The sequence below is a fragment of the Deferribacterota bacterium genome, from assembly GCA_034189185.1.
GTDB lineage: Bacteria > Chrysiogenota > Deferribacteres > Deferribacterales > UBA228 > UBA228.
On record JAXHVM010000091.1, the window covers coordinates 1 to 7,057 of the forward strand.

The 7,057-nt window shown below is 32.0% G+C and carries 8 protein-coding genes; 1 reads left to right on the plus strand and 7 read right to left on the minus strand.

Going from position 1 to position 7,057, the window contains the following annotated elements; all coding sequences use genetic code 11:
- The 7 genes from SVN78_07000 to SVN78_07030 form a co-directional block, all read right to left on the minus strand.
- Nucleotides 1-1,065: Sua5/YciO/YrdC/YwlC family protein (locus tag SVN78_07000; protein MDY6821351.1), on the minus strand; the 1,065-nt coding region annotated here is incomplete at its 3' end.
- Nucleotides 1,066-1,075: 10 nt separating this feature from the next.
- Nucleotides 1,076-1,747 carry a hydrogenase nickel incorporation protein HypB gene (gene hypB / locus SVN78_07005; GenBank protein ID MDY6821352.1) on the minus strand — a complete coding sequence of 224 codons (672 nt, stop codon included), beginning with the start codon at nt 1,745-1,747 and terminating at the stop codon, nt 1,076-1,078.
- Nucleotides 1,747-2,088: a hydrogenase maturation nickel metallochaperone HypA gene (gene hypA / locus SVN78_07010; protein ID MDY6821353.1), complete on the minus strand. Its 342-nt coding sequence runs from the start codon at nt 2,086-2,088 to the stop codon at nt 1,747-1,749. The genes hypB and hypA overlap by 1 nt, the downstream gene beginning before the upstream one ends.
- A 12-nt stretch (nt 2,089-2,100) precedes the next feature.
- Nucleotides 2,101-2,562, minus strand: coding sequence for a hydrogenase maturation protease (locus tag SVN78_07015; protein MDY6821354.1), 462 nt, complete (start codon nt 2,560-2,562; stop codon nt 2,101-2,103).
- 6 nt (nt 2,563-2,568) lie between these two features.
- Nucleotides 2,569-3,252 carry a Ni/Fe-hydrogenase, b-type cytochrome subunit gene (gene cybH / locus SVN78_07020; GenBank protein ID MDY6821355.1) on the minus strand — a complete coding sequence of 228 codons (684 nt, stop codon included), beginning with the start codon at nt 3,250-3,252 and terminating at the stop codon, nt 2,569-2,571.
- Between the two features lie 12 nt (nt 3,253-3,264).
- Nucleotides 3,265-4,974 (minus strand): nickel-dependent hydrogenase large subunit, encoded by a 1,710-nt coding sequence (locus SVN78_07025; protein MDY6821356.1) that lies wholly within the window; start codon nt 4,972-4,974, stop codon nt 3,265-3,267.
- An 11-nt stretch (nt 4,975-4,985) separates the two neighbouring features.
- Nucleotides 4,986-6,077, minus strand: a complete 1,092-nt coding sequence (locus SVN78_07030; GenBank protein MDY6821357.1) for a hydrogenase small subunit — start codon at nt 6,075-6,077, stop codon at nt 4,986-4,988.
- A gap of 438 nt (nt 6,078-6,515) precedes the next feature.
- Between SVN78_07030 and SVN78_07035 the strand changes: the two genes are divergently transcribed.
- Complete coding sequence (locus tag SVN78_07035; protein ID MDY6821358.1) at nt 6,516-6,944, plus strand: arsenate reductase ArsC; 429 nt, start codon at nt 6,516-6,518, stop codon at nt 6,942-6,944.
- Nucleotides 6,945-7,057 lie beyond the last annotated feature (113 nt).

The following is a 7,057-nucleotide window of genomic DNA, read 5'->3' on the forward strand; positions in this document are numbered from 1 at the left end:
TTGCAATTTACTTAAAGCTTGCTCATTATCTTTTATAAGTGGCAAATCTGATATATTGGCACTTGTTGCAATTAAAATATTTTCTGGACCTTGTAATAATAATAAATGTAATGGACTATATGGTAGCATTACACCCAAAGTAGGCAAGCCTTTAGTTAAATTTGATGGTAGAGTATCATTATTTTTCACAGGCATCACAACTATAGGTGCAATAGGAGAGGTTAATAAATCTTGTTCTTTTTTCGTGACAATACAAAAATGTTTAACAACAGACAAATCCCTGCACATAACTGGCAATGGCTTATCTTCCCTATCCTTTAAACGTCTAAGCCTATCTATTACACTATGCTCAACTTTACAAATTAAATGAAAGCCACCTAATCCTTTAGCTGCAATAATTTTACCCTCTTTCAATAACTGCCACGTTTTAGTTAACCAATTCTCTTGTAAAATATTTCCATCTTTTCCTATAAGTTTTACTTTAGGGCCACATCTGTTGCATGCAATAGGTTGCGCATGAAAACGCCTATTACTCATTGTATTATATTCAAAGGCACAATCTGTACACATAGGGAATTCTTTCATAGAAGTTTGTTTTCTATCATAGGGTAGTCTTTCAACAATTGTAAATCTTGGGCCACAATTTGTACAATTAGTAAAAGGATAGAGATAAAACCTGCTTTCCACTGATAAAACATCTTTAACACATGCTGGACATATTGCAATATCTGGGGGAATAAGAGCCTTTCTATCTCCTTTTATATCACTTAGAAGAATTTGAAAATCTGTTATCTGTTTAGTTTTTATTTGTCTGGTCTCTATTTTCTTAATTCTTGCTAAAGTAGGAGCCTCAGAAATTAATTGCTTTTTAAAAGTCTCTATATTTGAAAGAGCACCTTGGACTACAATAAATAAACCATAATTAGTATTTTTTACCCAACCTTTTAAATTGTGTTCGACTGCAATCTTATAAACAAAAGGGCGAAAGCCAACTCCTTGAACTACTCCACTAAGCTTAAATTCAAAACAACCCTCTTTTATTTTCTTAGTTGTTTGTAAGCACATTTTAGCTTAATTAATTAGGTACAACCTGTTTATCACTGACTTTTCTTTCAATATAATTTATTATTTTTTCTAACCCCTCATCTCTCAAGCATGAACATTTAAAAACATCTAGTTTAGGATTAATCCTAGTAGCTCTTTCAATACATTTATCTATATTAAATCTTACATATGGAATAAGATCTATCTTATTAATAACAAGACAATTTGCACAATTAACCATTATAGGGTACTTTTCAGGCTTATCATCCCCCTCAGGAGTGCTAAGTAATAAAATCTTTAAATCCTCACCAAGATCAAAACTAGCTGGACAAACTAGATTGCCTACATTTTCAATAAACAGAATATCTATATCTTGCAAGTTTTCAAAGTTATTTAAAACATCATATATATTTTTTGCATCTAAGTGACAGGCTTTGCCTGTATTGATTTGTACCACTTTTACACCGGTTTTTTCTATACGTTTAGCATCATTATCAGTTTGTAGATCCCCTACTAAAACTAGAATGTTATATTTACTTCTAAGTTTTGGCAATATAAGTTCTAATAGACTTGTTTTACCACTCCCTGGCGAGGATAGTAAATTTAACACAAATATTCTATTTCTTTTATAAAATTCTTTTAACTCTCTTGCAATTAATTCGTTTTTAGCAAGAATCTTTTGATCAAGTAGGATTTTCTCCATCAATCAACCTCCATCTCTTTTATTAAAAATTCATCGCCTTCTAAAACCTCAATATCAAAAGAAGCGCATAAAGGGCATACCATAGAAATTTCTTTCAATATTGATAATTCCTTACAACTATAACACCTTATTCTAATATCCACTTCTTTAGTGTATAAAATACATTTATCAGCAATAGTTCCATCTTTTAAAGCATTAAATGCAAATTTCAGACTATCTATATCAACTGCCTTGAGTTTCCCTACTAATATCTTTATTGAGTTGATTTTATCTGCTTTATGTTCTTTAGCAATATCAAAAGCTATATCCAAGATACTGGCAGCTAATGAAGCTTCATGCATAGTAATTTATAATTAAATATTATCTTTAATCTCTTTTTTTATATAAGCACACAATTTATCTACATTTTCGTTTACACTTCTTGATAATGAAATACCATCAGATATTTTTTCAATTTGTATACCGTAAAAAATAATCTTTTCTGGTAATACACCTAACAATTTCGCTGAGAAAAGCAAATCTTCAAGATCAACTTCATGTGAAGTCTTTCCAAAGGGTATATCAATATTTAAATTATTTATTTTTGAATATATAATAGTCCCAGGCTGTTTATCAATATTAACCGCATCTATAATTATAAGTATATCTGCCCACTCTACATAATTTAACAGATCTAAACCCAAAGTACCGCCGTCTATAATTTTTAGATATTTATTTGATGAGACTTCTTTTTTAAGTTCATTTACAACAGCAACACCAACACCATCATCCCCTTTCAAAATATTTCCAAGCCCTAAAATAAGCGTATGTTTCAAAAAATACTAATCCTTATTATTACTCTCATTTCTTAATGGCTTCCACCCAGCAAAAATTGCACTAATTTCACCTGATTGAGTCCTAAAATCAAATAAGACAGCACTATATATATGATTGATAAAAAAACCTGCAATAAAGAACATTAGTATAAAGTGGTAGAAACGTATCCATTGGATATTTACTACGCTAAATACCCAACCAAACAACTCATATGATAACCCATTTTGATCATATAACCCCCAAAGGGCAAATCCTGTAATTATTTGAAATATAAACAGTATATAAAGTATAAAGTAGGCTACAATTGCTAATGGATTATGGCCAATCACATGAGGGGGATCTTTCTTTAAAAATGCATAGTATTTAACATAATCTAGAAAAATTTTAAAATGTTTCTTGTCAATTGATGATACAAAACTTTTTAAACTTCCGTAGCGACCACTTATTATAAACCAATAAATTCTTAAGAGAACGAAAAACATAAAAATTGCCCCCGTTATATAGTGAATTGTGCGCATCCAACCCATAAGATAAGGTTGTTCTATGCCTGCAACATTTATAAAGGGATGATGAATATATATACCTGTGAATGAAAGGACAATAATAGAGAAAAAAATTCCCCAATGGGCTATTCTTATTGGGACTTCCCAAACATATACATATCTTCTTACAGCACAATATTCAGCCATTAAAACACCTCTCTAAAGAATCTTAGCTGTTGATAAAATATTTCCTTTTTTGTTAACAACATGAACTGCACATGCAAGGCATGGATCAAAGGAGTGGATGGTTCTTAATATTTCCAAAGGTTTTGTTTCGTCAGCAACGGGTGTGCCAACTAAAGATTCTTCATAGGGGCCCCTTATACCATGTGCATCTCTTGGACCTGCGTTCCATGTTGTTGGCACAACTGCCTGATAGTTTTTTATCTCTTTATCCTCAATAACTATCCAGTGCCCTAGAGAACCCCTTGGAGCTTCATGCAAACCATACCCTTCGGCTGATTTTGGCCAACTAGATGGATCCCATCTACTACTATTATGTATCTCATAGTCCCCCTGTTTAATGTTATTAGTTAACATATCTAACCATTTGCCTAGCCTATTTACTATAACCTGAGTTTCAATACCCCTTGCAGCAGTTCTACCAAGCGTTGAAAACAAACTATCAGGTGTTGTATTGATTTTCCCTAAAACAAAATCTACTATATTTTTTACGTCTTTATGCCCTTTTGCATATGCTACTAACATTCTTGCAAGTGGACCCACTTCCATCGGCTTGTCATCATAACGTGGTGATTTAACCCAAGAATATTTATTTTCTACATTTAAGTAATCATATGGAGGTTGCGGGCCTGTATAATTCCATTTTGTTTCTCCATTAAGTGGATGTTTTGATTTATTATCACCATCACTATATTTATACCATGAATGAGTAACATACTCTGTTATTTTTTTCTCATCAACATCATACACATTCGATAAATCTCCATTTATTATAATACCAGCAGGCAAATACAGACTTTCTGGATATACCCATCCTTCAGCATAATCTCCATAAGAAAGATAATTTTTATGTCCTGCACCAATTTTAGACCAGTCTAAATAAAAAGGGGCTATGACTAATAAATCAGGGATATAAACTTTTTCTGTGAATTCTTTTGCTTGATTAATATATTTTCTAATCAGTGAAATCTTGCCTGAATTTAAAGCATTTTGGCTATTTGGATCAATAGGGATAGACATACCTCCTACTAAAAAGGTCTGAGGATGTGGATTTTTAGAACCCAAAATAGCGTGGATTTTGATCATTTCTTTCTGTAAATAAAGAGCTTCTAGGTAGTGTGCAACTGCCATCAAGTTTGCCTCAGGGGGTAATTTCATTGCAGAATGTCCCCAATATCCGCTTTTAAAAGGACCAAGTCTGCCAGATTTTGCAAAAGACGCTATTTTGTCTTGTACTGACTTAAAATATGCTTCACTTGAAAACTTCCAATCTGATATTGACTGTTGTAGTTTTGAAGTCTTCTTGGGATCAGCTTTCAATGCAGAAATGATATCAACCCAATCTAAAGCATGGAGATGATAAAAATGTATTATATGATCCTGTATTGCCTGTGAACCCATGATTATATTTCTTATCATTTCTGCATTAAAAGGTACTTGTATATTTAATGCATTTTCTACAGCTCTAATTGATGCAATTGAGTGAACGGTTGTACATACCCCACAAAAACGCTGGGTAAAATACCATGCATCACGGGGGTCTCTTCCTTCTAATATTTTTTCTATTCCTCTAAACATTGTTGAGCTCGAATAGGCATCAATAATCCGTTTATTCTCGACAACTACTTCTATCCTTAGATGTCCTTCAATTCTTGTTACTGGATCAACTACTATTCTTTGAGCCATTATATTACCCCCTAATCATCAATTTTTTCTTCATATTCTTTAGTTTTTTTCTTTACAAAATCTCTATGTCTTATAGCGCTAACTATTCCATGTATACCAAAAACAGCAGCTGAAATCCCCACAACAGCTGCACCTATTTTTGTTGCACTGGCTTCAACTCCAAAACCAGGAACATTTGGAAGTCTTTTATAAATAGGTGTCATTGTATCCCAAAATGCAGGCTCAGAGCAACCTACACAACCATGCCCTGCCATAACAGGCCATGAAAGACCATCGTTATATCTGACTGTTGGACAATTGTGAAAGGTCTCTGGCCCTTTACAACCCATTTTATACAGACACCATCCAGATCTATGGCCACTGTCGCCCCATTTTTCAACAAATTGACCAGCATCAAAATGGGCTCTTCTTTCACAGTTGTCATGTATCCTTTTACCATATGCAAATCTTGGTCTTTTAAAATTATCAAGTGCAGGTATAGCATTAAAAATAAGGTAGTGTACTATTGTTGCGGTTAAATTATCAACATTGACAGGACATCCGGGCAGATTAACAACTGGCACATTATTAATGATGTCATCTACACCTTTTGCCATAGTTGGGTTAGGATATGCTGCAGGTATCCCACCATAGGTCGCGCAAGTGCCTACTGCTACAACAACTGCTGCGTTGCCACCTACTTCTTTCAATGTATTAAGTGCTGTTTTGCCAGCAACAGTACAATACACACCATTTTCTGCTGTAGGAATTGAACCTTCAACTATGCATATATATTTACCTCTATATTTTTCAAATGTCTCATCTTTTGATTTTTCTGCTTGTGTTCCTGCCCCAGACATAATAGTTTCATGATAATCTAATGATATATACTCAAGTATAAGCTCTCCAGCAGATGGACTGTTAGCTCTAAGTAAAGCTTCAGTATCTCCTGCGCAATCTTGAAATTCTAGCCATATAACAGGAGGTCTACTGTCACTTTCTAGTGCTTCAGCAATTTTTGGAGTAAAAATAGGAGGCAATCCTAAAATTCCAGAAATAATAGTACAATATTTTATAAAATCCCTCCTATTAATATTAAAAAGTTTGCTTTTAGTCTCTTCCATCTATTTCCTCCATAAAATATTTTTAAAATTTACAAAAAGCATGAGTGCTTTATAATCTTATTAATATTTAAATAAATTTTATAAAGGCATTTAATTAATGTCAACTTAATTTTAGTTTATTTTTAAATATCAATTAATATGTTTATATTTTAGACACTTATATACTTTTAATTTTATTTTTTTAATTTTATTAAATTTAGTTATAATATAAGAAATCATTTTATAGAGTTTAATATTTTAATAAAAATTATAAATATTTTTATATAATAAGCCAATTCTCTGAACTCAATAAACAAAATTGACAAGTAAAATTAATGTGCTAGATATATTAATTTATATTTTATATAATTATATTAACTTTAAACTAACTTGATATATTTTTCAAAGGAAGGTATTTATATTAAAAGATGCTAATAAATTTCGTAAGGTGGTTTAATTATGAAAAAGAGTGTTCTCTTTGTATGTGTGCATAATTCTGCCAGAAGCCAGATGTGTGAGGCATTTCTCAAAGCCTTTGCAGGAGATAAATTTGAAGTGGAAAGTGCTGGGCTTGAACCAGGAAAGCTTAATCCTATAGTAGTTGAGTCTATGAAGGAAATTGGTATTGATATATCAAAAAACAAGACTAAAAGCGTATTTGATCTCCTAAAAAGTGAAAAATCTTTCCATTATGTAATTACTGTTTGTGATAAGTCACAAACTGAAAGATGTCCAGTTTTTCCTTCAACTATTGAGCGTATCCATTGGGAATTTGACGACCCTTCACGATTTCAGGGGACCTATGATGAAAAATTGGCACAAACAAGGATAATAAGAGATAAGATAAAAGATACAATAAAAGATTGGATTAATAAATTTGATATGTAACTAATTAAAACAATAAATTAAACATAAATGATCTGTGAGTTAGATAAAATAAACATTACATTTAAGCTTAAAATTTATATACACAGCCTATATCTATCTATACACATTTTTTT

Bases quoted from the DNA above. Each gene is read 5' to 3' on its own strand.
- hypB (MDY6821352.1), bottom strand. From the start codon at position 1,747: ATGGAGAAAATCCTACTTGATCAAAAGATTCTTGCTAAAAACGAATTA.
- hypA (MDY6821353.1), bottom strand. From the start codon at position 2,088: ATGCATGAAGCTTCATTAGCTGCCAGTATCTTGGATATAGCTTTTGAT.
- cybH (MDY6821355.1), bottom strand. From the start codon at position 3,252: ATGGCTGAATATTGTGCTGTAAGAAGATATGTATATGTTTGGGAAGTC.
- SVN78_07025 (MDY6821356.1), bottom strand. From the start codon at position 4,974: ATGGCTCAAAGAATAGTAGTTGATCCAGTAACAAGAATTGAAGGACAT.
- SVN78_07030 (MDY6821357.1), bottom strand. From the start codon at position 6,077: ATGGAAGAGACTAAAAGCAAACTTTTTAATATTAATAGGAGGGATTTT.
- SVN78_07035 (MDY6821358.1), top strand. From the start codon at position 6,516: ATGAAAAAGAGTGTTCTCTTTGTATGTGTGCATAATTCTGCCAGAAGC.